The 21,582-nt window shown below is 30.8% G+C and carries 17 protein-coding genes; 6 read left to right on the top strand and 11 right to left on the bottom strand.

Annotated features, from left to right (window positions below; genetic code table 11):
* The 6 genes from AACQ14_RS00535 to AACQ14_RS00510 all read left to right on the top strand — a co-directional run.
* On the top strand, positions 1–301 hold a 301-nt coding region (locus AACQ14_RS00535; RefSeq protein WP_339361609.1), incomplete at its 5' end, for a hypothetical protein.
* Between the two features lie 16 nt (positions 302–317).
* Positions 318–671 carry a hypothetical protein gene (locus AACQ14_RS00530; protein WP_339361608.1) on the top strand — a complete coding sequence of 118 codons (354 nt, stop codon included), beginning with the start codon at positions 318–320 and terminating at the stop codon, positions 669–671.
* Between the two features lie 78 nt (positions 672–749).
* Positions 750–2,756, top strand: a complete 2,007-nt coding sequence (locus AACQ14_RS00525) for a hypothetical protein (protein WP_339361607.1) — start codon at positions 750–752, stop codon at positions 2,754–2,756.
* 513 nt (positions 2,757–3,269) lie between these two features.
* Positions 3,270–4,412: an S-layer homology domain-containing protein gene (locus AACQ14_RS00520; RefSeq protein WP_339361606.1), complete on the top strand. Its 1,143-nt coding sequence runs from the start codon at positions 3,270–3,272 to the stop codon at positions 4,410–4,412.
* Between the two features lie 75 nt (positions 4,413–4,487).
* A complete protein-coding gene (locus AACQ14_RS00515) occupies positions 4,488–11,216 on the top strand; it encodes a glycine-rich protein (RefSeq protein WP_339361605.1) in 6,729 nt (2,242 codons plus the stop codon).
* A 166-nt stretch (positions 11,217–11,382) separates the two neighbouring features.
* Positions 11,383–11,892 carry a ferritin-like domain-containing protein gene (locus AACQ14_RS00510; protein ID WP_339361604.1) on the top strand — a complete coding sequence of 170 codons (510 nt, stop codon included), beginning with the start codon at positions 11,383–11,385 and terminating at the stop codon, positions 11,890–11,892.
* Positions 11,893–11,955: 63 nt separating this feature from the next.
* Here the strand turns inward: AACQ14_RS00510 and AACQ14_RS00505 are convergent, their stop codons facing one another.
* The 11 genes from AACQ14_RS00505 to rlmH form a co-directional block, all read right to left on the bottom strand.
* A complete protein-coding gene (locus AACQ14_RS00505) occupies positions 11,956–12,135 on the bottom strand; it encodes a PspC domain-containing protein (protein ID WP_339361603.1) in 180 nt (59 codons plus the stop codon).
* Positions 12,136–12,157: 22 nt separating this feature from the next.
* Positions 12,158–12,868 (bottom strand): HAD family hydrolase, encoded by a 711-nt coding sequence (locus tag AACQ14_RS00500; protein WP_339361602.1) that lies wholly within the window; start codon positions 12,866–12,868, stop codon positions 12,158–12,160.
* Positions 12,869–12,994: 126 nt separating this feature from the next.
* Positions 12,995–14,203, bottom strand: a complete 1,209-nt coding sequence (locus tag AACQ14_RS00495) for an AI-2E family transporter (RefSeq protein ID WP_339361601.1) — start codon at positions 14,201–14,203, stop codon at positions 12,995–12,997.
* A gap of 155 nt (positions 14,204–14,358) precedes the next feature.
* Positions 14,359–15,036, bottom strand: a complete 678-nt coding sequence (locus AACQ14_RS00490; RefSeq protein ID WP_339361600.1) for a response regulator transcription factor — start codon at positions 15,034–15,036, stop codon at positions 14,359–14,361.
* A gap of 439 nt (positions 15,037–15,475) precedes the next feature.
* Positions 15,476–16,432 carry a DUF4003 family protein gene (locus AACQ14_RS00485; protein ID WP_339361599.1) on the bottom strand — a complete coding sequence of 319 codons (957 nt, stop codon included), beginning with the start codon at positions 16,430–16,432 and terminating at the stop codon, positions 15,476–15,478.
* Positions 16,433–16,489: 57 nt separating this feature from the next.
* The gene (locus AACQ14_RS00480; RefSeq protein WP_339361598.1) at positions 16,490–17,680 is read right to left on the bottom strand and encodes a class I SAM-dependent rRNA methyltransferase; all 1,191 of its coding nucleotides are present in this window, start codon (positions 17,678–17,680) and stop codon (positions 16,490–16,492) included.
* 30 nt (positions 17,681–17,710) lie between these two features.
* Complete coding sequence (locus AACQ14_RS00475; RefSeq protein WP_339361597.1) at positions 17,711–18,742, bottom strand: TRM11 family SAM-dependent methyltransferase; 1,032 nt, start codon at positions 18,740–18,742, stop codon at positions 17,711–17,713.
* Positions 18,739–18,870: a hypothetical protein gene (locus AACQ14_RS00470; RefSeq protein WP_339361596.1), complete on the bottom strand. Its 132-nt coding sequence runs from the start codon at positions 18,868–18,870 to the stop codon at positions 18,739–18,741. Before AACQ14_RS00470 ends, AACQ14_RS00475 begins: the two co-directional genes overlap by 4 nt.
* 241 nt (positions 18,871–19,111) lie before the next feature.
* Positions 19,112–20,077 (bottom strand): hypothetical protein, encoded by a 966-nt coding sequence (locus tag AACQ14_RS00465; RefSeq protein ID WP_339361595.1) that lies wholly within the window; start codon positions 20,075–20,077, stop codon positions 19,112–19,114.
* Between the two features lie 59 nt (positions 20,078–20,136).
* The gene (locus AACQ14_RS00460) at positions 20,137–21,060 is read right to left on the bottom strand and encodes a helix-turn-helix transcriptional regulator (RefSeq protein ID WP_339361594.1); all 924 of its coding nucleotides are present in this window, start codon (positions 21,058–21,060) and stop codon (positions 20,137–20,139) included.
* 35 nt (positions 21,061–21,095) lie between these two features.
* Positions 21,096–21,575, bottom strand: a complete 480-nt coding sequence (gene rlmH, locus AACQ14_RS00455; protein ID WP_339361593.1) for a 23S rRNA (pseudouridine(1915)-N(3))-methyltransferase RlmH — start codon at positions 21,573–21,575, stop codon at positions 21,096–21,098.
* Positions 21,576–21,582 lie beyond the last annotated feature (7 nt).

The following is a 21,582-nucleotide window of genomic DNA, read 5'->3' as shown; positions in this document are numbered from 1 at the left end:
ACTTATTATACGAGGAGAGAATCATATGCCAGAAAAATTATTGTCAACTAACACAGAAGCCTACAATACCCTTGAAGACATCAGCAAACTTATAGGAGATATTATAGATTCTTCAAAAGGCTTTCGAAATAAGATAGAAACTACATACGATAAAGTTGAACTAGCATTTCTAAAACGTCTATTAGATTCAATAATATTAGTAGAACATGACGCTCTAATATTAAAACAAGAATTTAAAGATATAAGAAAAAATATACCTATTGAACTTGATAACCCTGAATCAAATACAGAAGTCAAATAGAAAGGAAGATATACCTATGGGTGGTAAAGCCAAATTATTAGACCCTGAATTATTAGAAAGTCTCTATATTGAAAGTATACAATTTAAAAGTAAATCCGAAGAAACATCAAATAAAATACGAGTCCTTATCAACAAAGTCACTGACCCCATGTTTATGCACAATATAAAAAGTGATGAAAACGAGAAATTAATAGAATCTATTATGACAAGCAAACAATCTCTTGAAGATTTACTTGAATTCTTGAAAATCACTGCTAATTATATAGATAGTACTTTAGAAGGTACAGTTTGTCATACAGAAGAAATACATGGTCAAAACAATACAGATGGAAAAAATTCTATTCATGAACAACATATTTTAAAAAGATAATCACTTTACTTTAGATTGATTAAATTACTTTATGAATTAGCCTTAATTAAACAAATTGTAACTTAGGAGGTAAAAAATATGATATATGTAGCATCATTATCAGGTTTTGGCAAAAAAACATTTGGAGATAAAACACTTCAAACAAAGATGGATAAGATTATAGAGCAACTCCACCTGAGTCCCAAAATAACGGGAATGGATACTATTGTTTTAGGTCCAAAAGACCTTTCTGTAACTCAAACCAGGAACGCTTTAACATCTGCATTAACAGAAAAACATGAGGATATTCTCATAATCTATTTATACACCAACGATAAACAAGCTAAATATCTTGAAAGTGAAAATATAATAGCCAAAAAATTAGATAGAAAAATTAATCTCAAAAATTTTAAAGAGACTGTAACAGAGCTTTTAGAAAATAAAGCATTAATAAAGAAAGAAGATATTACTAAAGTCAAGAAAAAGAAAACTGAAGAACCTGAAGAAAAACCTAAAAAGAAAAAGCTCAGTAAAAAAGAAATAAAATTAGAACCTCAAATTGAACCAGAAACACCTAAAGAAGAACCAACTCCATCTGATGAAACTATAAAAGAGCCTGAAGATGACGTTATAAAACAATCTGTAGAAGTTATAAAATTACATAAAGTCAAAACCCTTGAAGAACGTATTAAAGAATGTACAAGCTTCTCAGATTGGAATCTATTCAAAAATTTATTAGATAAAGATACCATTGTAAGGGATTTAATGACAGAGAATAACCAATTTGCTGAAACTATCAGTATGCTCCGTAACGTTGAACAAGAAATTATAACTATATTTAAAGATGAAAACAAAACTTCTGAACAAAAATTTGAAGAAATTAGAGAACTGGGAATAAAACGCTCTGGTTATAAAGCTTCTTGGAATAATATGATTACGGAGAAAGTAATGTCCATATTAGCAACCATGACTACATCGGCCGAGTCAATTATCCACTCTCGTTTAAGAGAAATAACTTCTGCACTTGATAAATTCTCTTCTAATACTAAGTTATACTATAAAGAAGATAAAGAGAAACTTGATAAACTAATAAAAGAACGCTTAGACCTACAATTTCAGCTACACGAACTATCTAAGAGTTTAATTACAGTATATCAATCCATGGATAAAACTGTTAATGATATTATAAAATCTTTTGATAATGAATTACCTTCTGAGAATACATATATTAATGAGATATATAAAACTTCAAAAAATATATTTACCCCTATTAATGCCCCACAGCTTGCAACTAAATTAATGAGTGACCTTCAGAAAAACAGAATCTCCCTATCTGCTCTAGAAAAAACCATTCAAGAAGTAATAGCCAAAGTATTTCAACTATGTGAATTAGATGAAACCATTATACTTCATCAAAATAAGCTCATTAAGCTTCTCGAGGCAAATAATGTTGAAGATGTAGTAATCGTTGATACAATCCTAAAAAATGCTCTAAGGCTTTATATAGGACCATATGAAGTAGGTACAAGAGCTACAGCTATAACATGGGCAGGTATATTATCCAGAAGACATAATTCACTGCTCATTGATCTAACTGGAAGTAACAAATTCAGGTCATATGGTATTGAACCTATAACCCTTGAAAATTTCCTCAATAACAGAATTCAAGAACAATTTTTGTGTGTTGAAGGTGACTTACTCTCAACTTCAGTTAAAATAGATGATGTTATTGCAGAACTTAAAACAAGACTCAATTACTATCCATATATAAATATAATATTAGAGGCATCTCAGACCTCTCTTATCAAAACACTTGCTGAACATGCACTTTCGGTAACCTATATTACAGATTGTACTACAAGAGGAAATACATTACTTGGAAATGCAATAGATAATATAACTATTGAAAACATTGCTAGAAAAATAGTACTCATAGACCCACCAACTGATGAAATGTCTATCTTACAAGAACTGAACATGGACCCTCTTGTTACTAAACTTATGACTCTACCCCATCTATCTAAAATGAAAGCTTGTAGTATAAAATCATTACCTCCATTTAATGATAGAGATATTACTAGTATATTTGAAGAATCTTTTAGGTAGCGAATAACAAATATAGATATAAGGGGTGAATCTGTCGGACCAACTATTAATTATCTCAATACTTATGGTTGTCTTGATTTCCTTAGAAATCATCTTTAAGTTTACCTCTTCTCCTTCAAAAAACAATATAGAGGCTTTAATAAGGCAGTCATTGAGAATTGAGAATGTTTAATGGATATACAGACAATTAGAAAACTATTATTATCAAATGGAGTTTCACCCCTTACTATTATTTATTAAATACAATCACGGTAAAATAATACCTAATTCTCTATATAAATATTAATGATAAATCTTACATAATCTAACTTAAGGGAAATTTAATATTTTCCCTTCTCTCTTAAATTCACCTAATAATTCACATACTACAACTTATTAAAAATACAAATAAATATTAACCATAGCACATATAACATTCAGTATCTTAACATATGACCGAAAATTACATTTATTATAATAACTTTATATGTTATTATATATATATCTTTTATAAAAGTATTGGAGGTTATACAAATGAAAAGATTATTGTCATTTACAATGATTCTTACAATTATTATTAGTATCAATGTACCTATATTTGCTTCATCTGATGAACCATCTTCTTGGGCTAAAGAAGAAGTTGAATCAGCAATCAAAAATGAATATGTACCAACCCAATTACAGAGTAATTATCAAAAACCTATTACACGAGAAGAATTTGCTGAACTATTTGTTAATGCTGTTTTTAAAGATTTCAATAGATATATCCAAGGTTATGCTGGTATGACTGAAGAAGCAGCATGGGGTACTACAACATTAACTATTGATATGTTCTTAGAAGCAATATCAACAACTGAGGAGTTTACCGATACTGATAATAAATATGTAAAAGTAGCTAATATACTTGGTATGGTCAATGGTATTGGTGATAACAAATTTGACCCAGACGGTCTTATCACTAGAGAACAAGCGGCTATCATGTTTGTCAATTACTTTCAAACTGTTGATTCAAATAATACAAATGAAGCACCTAAATACTTAGACGATTTGGATTCTGTTTCACCATGGGCTAAAGAAGCTGTCGCTAGAGCTTATGGTGCCCGTTATCTCCGAGGTAATGTAAACGCAATTGAAGATGAATGGGGTAATGTTATAAAAAAAGGACATTTTGATTCTAAAGCCATTTTTACTAGAGAGCAAGCAATAATAGTTATTTCTAGGCTAGGAATTAATGGTAAAGAAATACTTAATAAATTAGTATTAAGAGGTTATGTTGAAATTGGTATGGATGCATTATTTTCTGGCTTCGATATAGAAGGAAACACCATAAAAATGAAAAGCACTGGGTTTGATTATAAATACTGTCAACTAAAGGAATATTGGAGAACTCAATCAAATTTAATAGATTATGTTAATAAATATACAACAGAACAATTAATAGCTCTTCTACTAAAACCTAGTCTAGCAAGAAGTCATATGACGACAGATGAGAATCTAAAAAAAGTTCTATCCGGCAAACAGACTTTTTATGATTATAAACTCTTTACTATAGAACACAATATTGATAATTACCTTGTTGTTATAACTAAAATAAATGGCTATGGTTATATGTGTGGCGGTGGTCTAAGACTTTTATACGGAGACGATAATCAATATACAGTAAGTGTACAAAATTAATAAATTTTATAAATTAACATTTAAGACGCTAAAATTATAAGCGTCTTTTTTATTATGATAAAGGAGGTTTATAAAATGATTAAACGTAAAATTATTACTGTAATACTTATTTCCACAATCCTATTTCAATCATTATTTATAACTGAAATTTTTGCAACTGATACAATTGGTACTAATGGGTCTATTCCTTGTGGTGGTAAACCTGGACCAGGCGGAATAAGTCTCGTTCCTTCTTTTAGGGTAAGTATCATATCAGAGAAATTTGATGAACCTTTAGATCTATCTCTTGAAAATAAGGAAAATATCGAAAATGATATTATTGCTCACTATTATAACCATATGCCTAATATGAAACATTCAATAATATTCTCTCCATATAATCCTAATGACTATGAAAAAAGTGTATGGTTAGAACCTAGCAAAGCTTTAGTTGGATGGTACCAAGCCTCTTCAGGAGATCTAAAATACATTGAAAATAAAGCTGATATGGCCTATAAACATAGAAAGCTTTTAAAAGGAGAGTCAAATAAAATTTCATCAGGTATTTTTTACAAAAAATTAATCCAAGGCATTGGTGAAAAAAAAGATTTAAAACCTTTAAAAAACGGTAAATGGAAAGAACTGGGAGACACAATCGAAAACAAGGAAGAAAAGTCAGCAAAAGTTTGGAATTATATTCTAGAACACTGGGATGGAACTGGAACAGCTATAGATGATAATATTAGAAATTATACTAATTATGTGGACCCCCAAAAAACAAATATAACATTAGCTGAAAAATTAGCTAATGAGGCAGGACATCTTGATTTACTTATGACACTTTATTACCTTTCACCGCCTAATCAGCAGTCTATATATTATGATGAAATAGAACGTTTCATCCGATTTGAAGGACAAGAAGAATGCCCTAGCCTAATAGCAATAGATACTGTTGTTAGAGTATCTGCACCTAATTATACTAAATACCCCAGTCAAAGAATATTTTTACCATCTTTCGATTATGTTATGTATGCTGCTGGCGTTACTCCAGAAAACTCTTTCTATAACCCTTCTGCTCCTGCATTTGAAGTATTAAACAGTACTAATTACAAAAAAGATCATACGTTCAAACTAATAAGTAATCTAGTTCAAAAATCTTTAGATCAAATGCCTAATCGTAAACGTACCACGGATTTACGAGGAGATGCTTATCGTAATAATGGATTCTCCTGGGGTTTTGGTGGAGTTACAGGAGATAAATATTTATTGACAGATAGAAATTATCCTGATTGGAGAGATTCCTCAGTAAAAAATGGTATTATGGAATCATTAATCTTTTATGGTGATGCTAGAGGTTTTGTTATTGGTGTATCAGGTGTTGTTTTTTGTAAAGAAGTCACTCCTACTGGTGGTTTTGAAATTATGACTAACCCAACTGAAAAAGTTACCATTGATAGATATAAGCCTACAATTCTAGGTGAAAACGTAACTGTAACAATTAAAGGGAAAATATCAGGAGATGAAGAATCAGATTGGATGAAAGCTCTTGATAACATAGAAGCTGGTTCGGGCTTTCCAAAAATAAATATTGATTTATCTGTTTCTGGTGCAGTAGAGTGCCAAGCAGATACTGTAGGAGATTATTCTTTAAATACAAGTTATCCATGTAAAGGTAATAATAAATTTGAATTTATTGATAAAAATGAATTACTTAAGTTCTTGAAAGGAGGTTCCATAGAATGGGATCATCATCTAGCAAACTTTGAAATACAAACAGGAACAACCTATGAATTTGATTATACTGCTAATATTCAAATAAAATTATCAGATGATGAAAATGATATAATAACTTTACAAGGTATACCAGATAACAAAGCAAAAAAAACATTTATTATTCCCAAATTTGTTCCTATAGAGTACAGGTCATTTGTTTCGGAACCCATAGCCTTTTCCGAACTAAAACAAGGCTCAATTTATAATGAAAATTTTGAAGCAATGGCAGGCACACCTACCACAAGAGATCTGTACTTTGCTGTTGGTGGTTCAGAATTTATAGTTGATATCGTAACTAAATATTACATAGACCAGGAAGTAACAAGAAACTATAGAAGCTGGTATTCTGGTACATCTTGTGAGTTCAAAGCTGGTGATACAGCTCCGAATAAAACGGTTGGACAACAATCGGCTAATATGCATGATGGTGGAAACTATTCAAGAACTTGGACAGGTTCCATTCCTAATGATGCAGAGGCTGTAACTGTACATGGTTCAGGCGATGTAACCGCAGTATGCCCAGCTGAACCTAATTTAGATGAATATGAAGCTACTTTAGAAGAAGCAAAAGCTTTTGCAGAGGAAATAAACAATACAACAGTAAAACATAAGTCAGCTTCAGATAAAAAAGTTAGAGAATTTAATAATTGGGGAGCATCCGTATCTCCCTCTAAGACTCTTCCGAAAAGTACAAAAGCAAAATCCTCAGCATGGCATACAGAAACATCTGGAACTCCACCAAATCAAACTACTAAAAAAGTAGCTGATCCTACATCCGCAACAGCCACCCCATCAGGACCTGGTAATTTTACCATAACAGTTAGATGGAGTAATCCTCCACATGTAATATGCGGTCCATGTTGTACTCATGAGCTTCCTGGGATAGAAGATACTTGGACACAAAAAATAACATATGATATCCAAAAAATAGAACAAGTAAATGTATGGAAGATTGAAAGAGGATTTGCCAACGGAATGGTCAAGCTTCTTGATACAGATGAAGTAACTGCAACTGTAAAACAAGGAAATCCTAATATCTTCTTTAATATTGCTGATAAAGAAACTTCAGAAGCTGGAAGACTTCGCTACTCTTTAGAACCAACACAGCATGATAATGTAGTCTGGAATGAAGGTGTAAGAACAAATGCATGTAATGGTATGGGGGATAACGGGTGCAGTAAATCACCTGCAAAAGGTGGACATGCCAATAATTGGGCAGATGGTATCCTTTATACTAATAACAAAAATCAGAATATAGAAAACTATCATAAAGCTCAATCAGATGCTAAAGATAAAATAACACCTGAATGGAATAAATTCGATGAGCGACGTAACACAGAGAATACCGCCACTGTTATATCTGATTTCTTAATTTTACAAACTTCTTCAGGTGATCAATCAATCATATACTTTGATAAAGATTCCAAACCTGTAGTCTCACAAAAGAACTTTGAAAAAGTAGTTAATACTGTTGAAGAAATGTGGGAAGATAACCCAGAAGCAGCTAGCCATATTCTTCCTGAAGAAATCAATATCGGCTCATACAACGGTGAATTCTTTAATCCTAGGACTAAATATAAAGGAAATGGTGATAAACATAAAACAATTACTGCTTTAGATAATGATCCTGCTAAAACAATATCCAGACCTTCAAGACCATCTGATTTACTAATATACCAAAAAAACCTTGATATACCAGATACTAAAAAAAATGGTGAATACTTAACTGGTAATGCAAAGGTTCTATATGATAACATACTAAGTCATAAAGGTCAATCTCAGGTATATACTGATACTTACGATAATGATTTTAATGCTAGTGGATACGTTTTACCAGCTCCCTACTCTAGATCAGATACTAAAATTAATGACATAGTAATTCACAACCCTGTTTCTGCACAATATGCAGTAGTACTCCCCTCAGAGGCTTCAGACCAACGTACTTCTGAATCTATCGTCGGAGGTAATCTTCAAAAAGATATAGAAGAATATGTAACCAAACTAAAAGATAATCACCCAAAACAGAATTTTATTGTTAATGGTGATGCTGAAAAAATAGCTAATGATGGATCATTACAAAATTTCAAAGGTGAACCCTCTTATAACGAGGATATTTTATTTACTAGAACAATACATCCATCTTATATAATTTCTGGTAAAAGTTCTTTTCAAATAAGCGTCCCTGGTAACTCTAATAAGATAGCTAAATATGCAACTACAACATCAGGTATTGAAAACACTGATTATACTTTTACAGGTAAAATAAGTGCTCATAGATGTGAGGGTTATTTTGAAATTGAAGCACTTGACTATCTAGGAAATGTATTAAGAAAATGGACATCTGACAAACACAATAATAGCTCTGTCATTACTAAAACAATTAATTTCACTACACCTAATAATACTGAAAAATTAAAGGTATCCATTGTTAATGGTCTTTCACATAATTCTGTTACTAACTTAAAAGACTGTATTTTTGCTGATGACTTATCTCTGACAATGGAAGGTGGTAATACTGCTGAATGGATACCTCTATCCTATACTATCTCCCAAGAAACCTCAATCAAGAATCCTGATTATGTACCAGGGCACTATGTAGATAATCCTAAATACAGACCACCTGTTATACATGATGGAGAGCGTAAAGTCTATACTTATAATGGCTCATACTCAACTTATACTGTTCCTATTGACGGTAAATATAAGCTAGAAGTATGGGGAGCTGAAGGCGGAAACGGTTCTGGTGGTAAAGGAGGTTATTCCTACGGAGAGGCAACTCTATCCAAAGGCAAACAACTATATATCTATCCAGGTGGTAGTAATGGCTGGAATGGCGGTGGCTCAGGTCATGGACGTACAAGCCAAGTAGGTGGTGGTGGTTCAGACATTAGATTGAATGGGAATGCATTAAATAATCGTATCATAGTCGCTGGCGGTGGCGGCGGACGAGGCGATAGAGGTAGCGGCTCTGACGGCGGTTATGGTGGTTATGGTGGTGGTTCTTCTGGTGGTTCTGGCGGAGACAGATGTGGTTCTCGTGGTTATGGAGGTACTCAGTCTAGCGGCGGTTCCGGTGGTAGTAACGGTGGTCATAGCGGTGGTCTTGGCTATGGCGGTTCAAATAACAGTGGTTCCAGTTCCGGCGGCGGCGGCGGTGGCGGTGGCTACTATGGCGGCGGTGCTGGAGGTAATGATTATTCACGTTATAATGATAATGATGATTCTGGCGGTGGCGGTGGTTCTGGATATATTGATGGTGTATCTAATGGTTCGATGAAATCTGGTAATCAAACTATGCCAAAATATTCTGGTGGAGATCAGACAGGTAATAGTGGTCATGGTGTTGTTGTAATTACAGAACCTGATGTATACATTCCTGATAATGGTGAACCAGAAAAAATATATATCCCTCCAAAAGGTACTCCGAAAATCACTATCTCCTCAGAGATATCAAAAACCATTGCTGAGCCACCTGATGACTGGTATGAAACAATTATTGTTAAAATACCTGCCTCTGAAATAAAACTTCCTAATGATCAAGTTATACATGCAAGTAAATACTTAACCCTTGATTATCCTTTCCAAGTATATTTTCCTAACAGAGGAGATTTCTATGGTGATGGTTCTCACGGTCTATCAAGAACTACTAACCAAAGAGGTAAAGGCTTTAAAGATTATATGAATACTACAGAATGGACAAAAGAAAAAATAGCCAAATTTGATTATAACGTCATTTATAATAATAGACTATATCCAGCTGGCTATGAAATACCTCTTGTTGTAAACGAAGATACATATGATTTCTATCTACCTCTAGCCAACAAAGAAGCTATCAGTGCAGGTGCTAGATTTTATGCTATTGCAAATAATGGAAATGCAGTAGATAACTCATATCCTACTAATAAATCAAGAGGTCCTAATAGAAATGCTAAACATTCTGCTTTCAAAATGTACAATATAGATATAATCGGTAGAATAGGTAATCTAGTTATGGAGGATACAGGTGATTTTAGGTTCTCTAATATATTCAAGCAATCTGTTATTCCAACAGAGTGGTATATACCTAACGTAGTTCCAAAAGTATCAATAGATCAACAAAATAACTATTTCGGACCTAATATAGACATAAGGGGTGAATCTGTTGGACCAACGACTAATTATCTCAACACTTACGGTTGTCTTGATTTTTTAAAGAAATCACCTTTAAGTTTTCCTCTTTCTCCTTCAATAAATAATATAGAGGCTTTGGTAAGACAACCTTTAAGAGTGGGCTATCCAATATTTATGGATATTCAGACTATAGGAAATTATTACTCTCTAATGAAGATCACCCCTTATTATTATGGACTAGATATCACTACCGGTAAAATAACACCTGTAGATGTTTATATGAATGTTGATGATAAATATCAACCCATCAATATATTTGATAATGTTAAGGAAGATGGTAATATAGCTCCTGTTTATGATTATCCTATAGTGCTAAATTGGGAAGAAGAGGCACCAAGAAGAAATTATCATACCCAAGAACGAAATATCACTGAATTTGTTAGAGACAATACATACAATGTAGATACAGAAGGAAATGAGATTCCTCTACCTATACCATTGGGAAAATATCATACTTTTGGTAATGCTCAATCAATGCTGTTAACTGGCAGAAATAGAACATTTATAGGAACTTCCAATACCTATGGCATGAATAGAAATCCAGACAATATACTAAGAGAGTATGATTATAATCAGCAGGCTCAGAGATGGCATTTTTCATTTAAATTACCATCATCAGCTATATTTGTACCTCATGGTTCTAAGATTACAAATGATAACATGGACATAATAATGAACGATAGTAGTGTTATAATCGCCGCAGCTAAAATAATAGTTGGTGGAGATACTTATTTTCTAGAATACAAACACCCAAATGGAAATGGCAGTGTAACCTTAGCTGGAAGAACCCATTCCCTTGATAGTATTCCTTACAATGTATACGCTGTCTATTCATCAGAAAAATCTTCTTCTGATGATCTGGACACATCTGGAACTCATTAATAAATATTAAAAGAAAGAAAAAGTTATCCAAGCTTTTTCTTTCTTTTATTAATATTATCCACAGTAATCATTATAAAAGAAGAATAAAAATTAATTATTTAATACTAGAATAATTTTTACCCTGTATGAATAAAATTAAGAGAATACAGAATTAGTAGGTGACTATATGAGTTATACAACAGAAGGCCAACCTCAAGGTATAGCAAATAAATTAACTAATTGTATCAGAGAATCATTGATTTCAGAGATTGTTGCTATTAACCAATATAATTATCATATTCATAATAGTACCTGTCCATCCTTAGTTAAACTATGGATACATATTAGGGATGACGAGATACGTCACTTTTCTATGTTTTCTGAATTACTTAGAAAATATGACCCTATGCAGCAAAAAATGTTTGAAGAGACAAAAGGACATGTAAATATTGATTACAGTGACTGTTTTTCATTGAAATCAGATACAAGAATTAACATACCTAATTCTATAAGAAGCGATATTAAGGGAGAATTAGAAGCAGTTATTTTATATGAATATGTACTAACCAGCAATAAATATAGAGATGTATATGAAGTATACAACGAAGTCATAAATGAAGAAAAAGAACATTTCGAAGAATTATCTTTCGCTATTAAAGAATACGATACTTCTTTTGGAATAAAAACCCACCTGTAAAAAGTAAAGGGGCTGTTCACAATACATTTTTATTGTGTTACAGTCCCCTTTGCTTATATGGTATCACTCGTCTGGAATAACGAATACACAAATAATGTAAGCCCATAATCCAGCTCCACCAAATATTATTCCGATAGTAAATAATAATCTAATAATTGTTGGATCCACGTCTAAATATTCCGCTATGCCTCCACAGACACCATTAATTTTTCTATTTCTTCTAGATTTTACAAGCCTCTTCATTATCCTCACCTACCCTGTAATATTATAATTCTATCACATCAAAGATTTTACGTATATCACCATCTAAAATCTTATATTTAGATGTTACATCTTCTGGTTCTTCATTAGATAAATTAGAATGTATATATAAGGAATCAATACCCATGTCATTGGCACCTTTCAAGTCAATATAATCGTTACCGATAAATAGAGTATCTTTTGGATCTAGTTGTTCTTTCTCCAAAAAGTATTCGTAGAACTTAGTATCAGGTTTACGTATACCTACATCAGATGATATACATATACCATCAAAGTATTTTTTTATACCTAGATATTTAATTTCTGAATTAGCAAATGCTTTCTGAGCATTTGATAATAAATATATTTTTTTATCTTCAGCAGCAAGTCTTTCTAGAGTCTCTTTAACACCATCGTATAGTCTAATTGACTCTGTTGATAATAATCTAAATGTTTTAGCTGCTTGCTTTGCTTTTTTCTTTGGTTTTATTCCCTTATCCTTGTATAATTTAAAGAATACATCTTCAATCTCATAATCTGGACATTGGTATTTACTATTCATCTTGATGAGTTTACCTACTATACTATGGTACTTCTCTTTTAGTTCTTCTTTTTCATAATGAGCACCGTTATAACCATAATAAATAGCAAACTTTTCCCAAATCTCATCTTTCTCTTCATTTGTCTTGATATCTATCAAAGTACCATATAAATTAAAAACATAATTATTATACATCTTAAGACCTCCGTCTAATAATGAAGCGACACATAATCGCAAATGGATAACTACCTAGTTTTCATAAGTTGGAGTTATTTTACCCAACTTATACATTTTACCTTTATTTTATTATAAATGCAAATGTCATTTTTTTAGGTCTATCAGTACTATATTTTTCTTGTCTTGACGTCTTTTTGCCCATCTGTTAATGAATATCTTCACAATTCCACCCATTGGTATAGATAAAATTACACCTAACAAACCAAAGAACTTACCAAATACGAACATAGCAAGCAATATGAAAACTGGGTGCATACCAATACTCTTACCTTGAATTTTAGGACTTACAAAGACATAATATACCTGTTGTATAATTACGATATATGCTCCAACAAACAAAGCTTCCTGCCATCCATCTTTTACCAAAGCAATGATAACTGCTGGTATAATACCGATCCAAGTTCCCAAATAAGGTATGATATTAGTGTATCCTGCGAATGTACCTACAATAAATGCATAATCAAATTGTATTATTATAAGTGAAATAACTGTAACAAAACTTAATAAAGTCAGGTCAATGATTTTTCCACGAATAAAACTAAGGAAAACAATATTAATTTCATGTAAAATTTCTTTAAGGCTGTTTTTCCTCTTGTCATTTAATGTTAATCTAAGGGCATTTTCAAGTAAATTATGGAAATATTCTTTATTCATAATAAAATTGAATGCAAATACAAATCCAAAAGAAATGTCAATTATATATCTACCGATAGTAGTTACTCTAGCTGTAATAGAAGTTGCGATTTCCTTAATTTGGTTGATAATACTTACAGATAATTCCTTCAAGAATTGTGTAATATTAGCAGCAATACCCATTTTATTAAGAGATTCTTCTATTCCTCCTAATTCTTTGGAATAGTTTTCAAAAGTATCTGTTATCTCTTTAATCAATTCAGTAATATTAAAATCTCTAAAACTACCATTTATCATAACAAAAATACTATTAACAAGCAACGTTAGTATAGTGATTATAGAAACAAGGGTAAGCACAAGACTTATACCTCTTACAATAACTTTCTTTTGTTTTCTATGAGTTCTTTCCCATTTTTTGTTTATTTTTATTTTACTAATGACTTTTTCGAAATATCTTACAATAGGATTCAGCAGATAAGCAATAACCAATCCCCATAAAAACGGCGAAAGTATCTTAACAATAAACGAAAATGCATCAGAAACACCATTTATTACATCACCAATATTAGTCATGACCAAATAAATGATATAAATGATTACAAAACCTAACGTTATGTATTTGATCTTTTTCATATAACCGTGGTCCAATTTAATCTTCATCTAGTCTAATACAATCCTTTCATATTATAATAACAACCAATAAGTTAGTACTAATTATATTTTTTACAAATTAAACCTATTTAGTCATACTAATTAAAGTATCTCACATATTTAGTTGTTATACAAGAATTTTTATGCATTATATATAATTAGGCTTAATTAGTATCGAATTTATATCCGACCCTTACAACTGTATGTATGTATTTAGCTTTTGATTTCAATTTTTTCCGGATTTTCTTGATATGCGTATCTACAACTCTATAATCTCCAAAATAATCATAACCCCAAATAGTATCAAGTATCTTTTCTCTTGTAAGTACTCTTCCTTCATTTTCTACCAGAAAAACCAATAGTTCATATTCCTTTGGGGCGAATTCTATCTTTTCATTATCTAACAATACAGAATATGCATCTTTATCAATTGTAATACCTGATTTATCAATAATATTTTTTAATCTGTCATCCTTATTAGCAACTCTTTCTAGTAATCTTTTGCTTCTAGCCAATAAAACTTCAATATTGATGGGTTTTATAACATACTCATCAACGCCTAATTCAAAACCTAATAATTGGTCTTCGTCATCATCTCTTGATGTAAGCATAATAATAACTACATCAGATTTTGACCTTATTCGTCTACATACAGACCAACCATCTAATTTGGGCATTACAATATCAAGCAATACTAGATCAACAGGATTTTCTTCAAAAATCTCTAGAGCCTCTTGTCCATCAGCAGCTTCCAATACTTGAAATCCATTATCTCTAAAAGCAACAGATATCAAATCTCTCATAATAATTTCATCTTCAATAACTAAAACAGTTTTTTCCATAACTACTCCTTCTTTTTAAGAAATATATATCAATGATTTAATTAGGATCTCATTTATATTTTTATAATTGTCAAATAAATTATGTCATTTTTTACTTATACTAATATATACTATATCAAAATATATTTCAACTAAAGAAAATTATAATCCAAGTATAAATTTGTCCATAAATAAGCAGCTACAATACAAACTTTCAAAAAATTTATACTCAGCCACTTGTTAAATACATTATAATTTTGCAAAATCAAATCCGTTACATGGTCAATAGTGTGTAATATGCAATTTAAATGAAATCAAATATGTTATTTTAATTATTATTTCACAAAAATTGTACATTATATGAAGGAAAAAATCAAGGAAATTTTATTATTTTTTAGATAGATAATTAATACTGTATAATTGCAGTTTCTAGGGTAAAAAAACTATTGAATTTAGTCTATTAATCTGTAGAAATAATTTTTGATAAAATAGCCACTAATAAAGAATACTGAAGATTAGTCTGAATCTGGTCATCACCAATATAATATAGAGTATGATTATTGTTGTCTTTCAGGTCAAGGACTGTGAAAATTGATACTACCAAATTAAAATTTTTATTCTTCTTAAAATATTTAGTACTATTCAATAAATGGTAAACTTCATTTATTTCTATAACCTCTAATTCAATATCTTCTAGAACTACAGCACTCATTAATCCTATAAGTGCAAAAATAACACCTTTTATTTTCATTCCTTTTTGTTTCATTGATTTATAGATAGTAATACAATTATCAATAACTATATCCCTTTTATCTTCTGTAACAACCAATGCAAGAACATGAGATAGTAATTGCAGATTGTTGCCTCTTCGAAAACAATCTTTAGCTAAATTCTTATAATAATAATCTATCTCTTCCATTAATTTATCTGTATTTTTTCCTGCTTCAGACAAAAGTACAGAAAAAGTATAATCTTCCTCTCCAGTTATGAAGGAATGTTGGTCCTGCATATCATAAAATATGTCTCTTGAAGCTTCTAAACGCTTTTTGACATCTTCCTCGTCCAATAATATGAATGCAATAAACAAACTATATTTGGAATACAAATCAAATTCATTAACCAGCGTGATATTATCCAATAAAAAGCTTATCTTAGTAAATGGATAATCATATTTAATTATCAATATGGTAGCAATTATGAATCTTAGATCACCACTAAGGGATGAAAATCCAACTTTGCTCTTAATCATTTCACTCATTTCATCAAATAATTCTAATTGAAAAGGTCTATTGGATATAGAATATAATAAAGAAACTATTTTTATTGTTTCATTAGATATATCTTTGTCTAATTCAGATTTTATTTCATTATAAATACTAAGATAATTATTTATTGTCTTTATATTTTTTGTGTTCATAACTATATCCTCCCTTATCATTATCATAATTCTGCTACCTAGTTTCTATGAATTATATTATGATTTTTTTATAAATAATACTTTTAGATAGTTACTCTCTTTATATTTAATATTAACCTTAAAATCGGTTGGTAAATAAAATTCTTCAATAATATTATATTCCGTATTTGTTTCATGGAATGCTCTATCTACAAATTCTTTAAATCTTTTCATATCGAAAGAACTACAATTAGTAGATGCTACTATTATACCACTTTTTTCAGTTATTAAGATAGCTTCTTTTAATAAATTTGTATAATCTTTTGAAGCACTGAATATATGCTTTTTAGATTTGGCAAAACTAGGTGGGTCCAGAATAACTAAATCAAATAGTAACTGTTTTTTCACCGCATATTTAAAATATTTAAAAACGTCTTCTACCATTATATCCTGCTCATCAGCATTTATGTTATTGATTTCAAATTGCTCAATAGTTTTTTTTCTGCTTCTATTAGCTAAATCTACACTGGTAGTTTTATTGGCTCCACCTTTTGCAGCAAAAACAGAAAAAGCACCTGTATAAGAAAAAGTATTAAGTACATTTTTATTCTTTGCATATTTTTCTTTTATGATATTTCTAACATCTCTCTGGTCAATAAAGAACCCGACCATAGCCCCTTCATTAAGATATACAGCAAATTTCACTCCATTTTCTTTAACAATAGTAGGAAAATTACCTCTTTCACCAATCACAAAATCATCATCATTTATATATTTACCACCATCATTAAATCTCTTTTTCTGATATATACCTTTATAATCAGTTAGCTCAGCTAACGCCTTGATGATGTATTCTCTAAACATGTAGATTCCTTCACTATACCAATTGATTAAATAATAACCATCAAAGTAATCTATGGTCAATCCACCAATATTGTCTCCTTCACCATTGAAAACACGAAAAGCTGTTGTATCCTTATTATTATAAAATTCCTTCCTTAGATTAATTGCCTTATTTAATCTATCTCTAAAGAAATCATAATCTATCTTGGTTTGCTCATTATACGTTAATACCCAGCCATTGCCTTTATTCTGCTTACCATAATATCCTTTTGCAATGAACTTATTGTTGTTGTCAACAAGATTAATGACCATTCCTTCATGAGTGAGCTTATTAGTATCAATGACAGCATTTTTCTCAATTAGTGGATATCCTTTAGTTATCTTATTTATAAAATTCTTTTTTAATCTTATAGTAGTTTCTTTCACCTGATTCATCCTAACTTCATCTATATTTTATTATACCTTAACAGCAACTATCAAGTTTCTGTTAATTGATTGATTAACTCTATGTAAGTAATCATCATAAGGTGATTCATCCAGCACTTTGAATCCATTATCCTGTAGTACTTCTGAAATATCTCTATATTTCATAGTAAATTCATTATAAGATAAAACCATACTTCCTTTTGTCTTCAAAGCATGATTCCAAGCAGGTATAGCTTTCTTAAGAAGCTCTATTGGGCTTCTTGAGATATTTGAACCTTTATTGTTTTTACTTCTATGCTGAACTCCATAAGGTAAATCAGATACGATTATATCACATGATTTTTTCTTGATTAGAAGATTAGCCAATGTTGTATCAGAATTAAATAATTGAAGCATCTGAGTGTTTCCATTAGTATAATCTGTTTTATTAGCCGCTGATGTAAGGGTAAATACATCTGCAATTTTTTTACATTTTGAACTTTGCTGCTTAGACTTAATAACTTTATGTTTATATCTTCCTTCTTTCAAAAATCTAACAAGATATGTTTCAATTTCCTTCGTCCACTGTCCATTTATCTCTATTCCTTTAACATCATAACCTCTGATGAGTCCTTCATATAAAGTGGTTCCTTTACCACACATAGGATCAAACAAAGTAATCTTTTTGCTATTTGTATTACATGAACTAATAGCAAGATTTACCATAAGTCTTGTAAATTGTTCATTTGTTTTTCCATTATATTTTAAAATCTGAACCATACTCTCCGGGAAAGTATGAAAATCAGGAACATTAATAGGTCTTAAAAGTCCACCATCTACTTGTTCAAATAAAGCATAGTAAATAGAAGAAAATCCTAAAACTCTAAAATCTTCTTCATTCAACTCTCTATCTGTAGTAAAACTTATTGAAGATGGAAGTCCTTGGTCTGCTTCTTTAATATTATTAATCTTCATATCATATGCTCCAGCAATCGCTTTAATCTCTGAAACAGCAATTTTAAGTGCTGAATCAAAATAAATACGATTATGCCCTGGATTTGCAAGTATTACGTATTTATTCATATTATGGCATTAATACCTCCTCCAACAAAATCTTTTACATATATATCATCTATACTTGGCATTATATCTCTAAAATTATCCGAAAAATTCTTACCAATTCTTTGAGAAAGCTTATCTAATAATGTCAATCTATTGAAAATCGCTCTACAACATTATATAATATAACCCCAAAAGTTACAACGCAACATTTAATAAAATTATTTTGTCTACATTGCTAAACTCAACTTTCGTTTTGCAGCAGATGGGGGTGCACATTCAACAAGGCTAGTCTATGCCATAGCATTCCTACAAAGTAGTATAATATATAAATATATTAGTAGTACTACAGTCCTGTATTGTTCCGTGTTCATCATGATAGGGAGTACTCTTTTACTTTATATTAATGAAATTTAGCGCCTTCTGGAGATTCTCATTAAAGTCATCAGGTATTTCATGTCCTACTCCTTCATTTACATAAAATTCATATTTAAGACCAACTTCATCAAAAGTCTTAATCATTTCCTCTTCATCTTGTATAGGCATATCTTTAACACCTTCCATAAAGATTCCTCTAATACCTTTTTGAAATGCTTTTTTTACATTCTCATATGTAAAAGCATCCGTTTTTTCTCCAGGACATAAGCAAATAAAACCTTTTGCAGGTATACACTCACACATTACTGCATCAATAGATGCAATTGCCCCTCCTGAATACCCTCCAATCAACACCTGTTCTTCATCTATAGGATACTCGCTTATTATATCCCTATACAACTTTTTAATATCTTTTCTCGCTTGTTTAATATCATATACCCATCCATGACCATCTTGACATACTAAATGTGAAGCCTGTAAATATGCAAATATATAATCCTTACTAACAAAAACATCCGGTTTCCAATACTGGCTAAATTCTTTAATATTGCATAATCCATCACCATGTAACGCTAAAAATAAAGGATACTTTTTCCTAGGATTGTAATTCTTTGGCAAATGTATTTGATAAATAGCTTTTGAATTCTCCCTTAATTCTTCAAGTAGGGCATTGTTCAAGTCTATAATTGAACACTCCTCAAACTTCTTATATATAGGTTTAAACATTTTAAAATTTAATGGGCACGCATACCCTTTCATAACTACTTCTTTTATCAAATCAACGCATTCATCATATCTCTTGCATTCCATACAAATACATGCTTTTAAAAGTGTCACCATGAAGTAATTGTTTTCTATTTCTGTTTCTGATAGTTCTTTTACCTCTTTATTGTAACTAACCAACAAATCTTCAGCACTTTGCTTTTCAGATAACTTGTCGATATATTCTTTAAATTCTTCAAAACTTTTATATTTAGCCATCTTATTTCCCCCAACTGTTTTTTATGCCATTATAGCAAACAATGACTGACACCACTGTGTCAGTCATTGTAATTTTCTATAATTTTATTTACATATTTTTTCATATCTGCTCTTAGCCTCTGGGGACTTATAACCTTACAATTGCTACCAAAACCTAATATAAATCTTAATAATCCTTCATCATATGGACATTCATCGGTAACAATATATGTCCCATCTTCATTTTTAGTTATACCATCTTTCTGGAAGTATTCACTTAATTGTTGCCCAATTCTTTGATTGAAAAGTAATTTCACTTCTACAAGTTTATGCTCATAACTTTTATAAAAGATTTCTTGCAATTCATCAGAAGATGGGTTGTTAATCCTAGTAAACTTTTCACCAATTCTAAGTTTGCTAATACGCACAAGTTTAAATTTCCTGTAATCTTTTCTATATCTGCAAAACCCACTAAGATACCACTGTCCCGAACTAAATTCAATCCTAATAGGCTCTACTTCACGTTTTGCCAACTCCATATTTCTATTAATATACTCAAAAACTATTAATCGATCCTCTTCTATTGCATTACTCATAGTGGCAAGATACTCTTTAAGTTCCTCTTCCATTGAAAAATGAGACATATTAATCGATAACACCTCTTTATTGCCGCTACTATTTATTGCATTATCAACTTTCATTAATATATCATTAAACTGCTTATTCTTGCCTAAAACTACCTCTAAGCTGTTCATAACTGTCTTGACAGTTTGCAATTCGCCTTTATTAAAGAATAAGTTATCAATCTCATAGTTCTCTAAGATATAGTATCCTCCGCCTTTACCACCCTCCCCAGCTATAGGCACTCCGCTCTCACCAATCTTGTCCATATCCCTATATATAGTTCTAACAGATACCTCAAAATGCTCTGCTAACTCCTTCGCAGTAACTTTGCCTTTGTTTTTAAGAATAAGTAATGTTGATAATAGTCTATCTACTCGCATTATTATCTTCCCCCTATTCAATGGAATTTGTCCATTTATTTATGGTAAGGTTCACCAGCATTAATTCTAAAACTTCTATATATCTGCTCAAGCAATATAACTCTCATCAACTGATGCGGAAATGTGAATGTAGAAAAACTTAATCTATAGTCAGCTCTATCTAAGACTTCTTCCCAGAGTCCTATGGAACCACCAATAACAAATGTAATATGGCTCTTTCCTTCTAATCCTAGATTACTTATTTTTTTTGCCATTTTCTCAGATGTTAACATTTTCCCTTGAATTTCTAAAGCTATTACATAAGAATTATCTTTTACATTCTTTAATATTTTTTGTCCTTCTTTTTGTTTTATTAATATTTCCTGGGTAATAGACATTTTATCTGGAGTCTTTTCGTCCATAACTTCTATAATCTCTAACTTACAGTATTTGCTTAATCTTTTACTGTACTCATCAACTGCCATCTTTAGATATTTTTCTTTTAGTTTTCCAACAGTAATTATAGTTATTTTCATCCTATCA

The organism is Vallitalea maricola (assembly GCF_036985595.1).
Classification (GTDB): domain Bacteria; phylum Bacillota; class Clostridia; order Lachnospirales; family Vallitaleaceae; genus Vallitalea; species Vallitalea maricola.
This window is presented reverse-complemented; position numbering and strand designations above follow the sequence as displayed.

Bases quoted from the DNA above. Each gene is read 5' to 3' on its own strand.
- AACQ14_RS00530 (WP_339361608.1), top strand. From the start codon at position 318: ATGGGTGGTAAAGCCAAATTATTAGACCCTGAATTATTAGAAAGTCTC.
- AACQ14_RS00525 (WP_339361607.1), top strand. From the start codon at position 750: ATGATATATGTAGCATCATTATCAGGTTTTGGCAAAAAAACATTTGGA.
- AACQ14_RS00520 (WP_339361606.1), top strand. From the start codon at position 3,270: ATGAAAAGATTATTGTCATTTACAATGATTCTTACAATTATTATTAGT.
- AACQ14_RS00515 (WP_339361605.1), top strand. From the start codon at position 4,488: ATGATTAAACGTAAAATTATTACTGTAATACTTATTTCCACAATCCTA.
- AACQ14_RS00510 (WP_339361604.1), top strand. From the start codon at position 11,383: ATGAGTTATACAACAGAAGGCCAACCTCAAGGTATAGCAAATAAATTA.
- AACQ14_RS00505 (WP_339361603.1), bottom strand. From the start codon at position 12,135: ATGAAGAGGCTTGTAAAATCTAGAAGAAATAGAAAAATTAATGGTGTC.
- AACQ14_RS00500 (WP_339361602.1), bottom strand. From the start codon at position 12,868: ATGTATAATAATTATGTTTTTAATTTATATGGTACTTTGATAGATATC.
- AACQ14_RS00495 (WP_339361601.1), bottom strand. From the start codon at position 14,203: ATGAAGATTAAATTGGACCACGGTTATATGAAAAAGATCAAATACATA.
- AACQ14_RS00490 (WP_339361600.1), bottom strand. From the start codon at position 15,036: ATGGAAAAAACTGTTTTAGTTATTGAAGATGAAATTATTATGAGAGAT.
- AACQ14_RS00485 (WP_339361599.1), bottom strand. From the start codon at position 16,432: ATGAACACAAAAAATATAAAGACAATAAATAATTATCTTAGTATTTAT.
- AACQ14_RS00475 (WP_339361597.1), bottom strand. From the start codon at position 18,742: ATGAATAAATACGTAATACTTGCAAATCCAGGGCATAATCGTATTTAT.
- AACQ14_RS00465 (WP_339361595.1), bottom strand. From the start codon at position 20,077: ATGGCTAAATATAAAAGTTTTGAAGAATTTAAAGAATATATCGACAAG.
- AACQ14_RS00460 (WP_339361594.1), bottom strand. From the start codon at position 21,060: ATGCGAGTAGATAGACTATTATCAACATTACTTATTCTTAAAAACAAA.
- rlmH (WP_339361593.1), bottom strand. From the start codon at position 21,575: ATGAAAATAACTATAATTACTGTTGGAAAACTAAAAGAAAAATATCTA.